A 309-nucleotide genomic window follows, 5' to 3' on the forward strand; every position below is an offset into this window, starting at 1 on the left:
TGCTCTTTCATCATTCGACGCGCGTGTTCCTGTTCGGCGCGCTGACCGGAGAGCGCAAGCAGTTGAAGTACGACCCGGAGCTTCTGTACATCGGCGCGATGTTCCATGACATGGGGCTCACCGGGCAATTCCGCGCGTCGCAGAACCGCTTCGAGGTGGACAGCGCGAATGCGGCACGCAGCTTCCTTCAGCAACACGGCATTCGTGAAGACGACGTCGACCTCGTGTGGGATGCCATCGCCCTGCATACGACGCCGGGCATTCCGCCGTTCAAGAAGCCCGTCGTTCAGCTGGTCACGGCCGGCGTCG

General features: G+C 62.5%; 1 protein-coding gene. It reads left to right on the forward strand.

What is annotated here, in order from left to right; all coding sequences use genetic code 11:
• Nucleotides 1-309, forward strand: a 309-nt coding sequence (locus BG61_RS39090) for an HD domain-containing protein (protein ID WP_035943981.1), incomplete at both ends; no start/stop codon positions are given.

The sequence above is a fragment of the Caballeronia glathei genome (assembly GCF_000698595.1).
Lineage (GTDB): Bacteria > Pseudomonadota > Gammaproteobacteria > Burkholderiales > Burkholderiaceae > Caballeronia > Caballeronia glathei.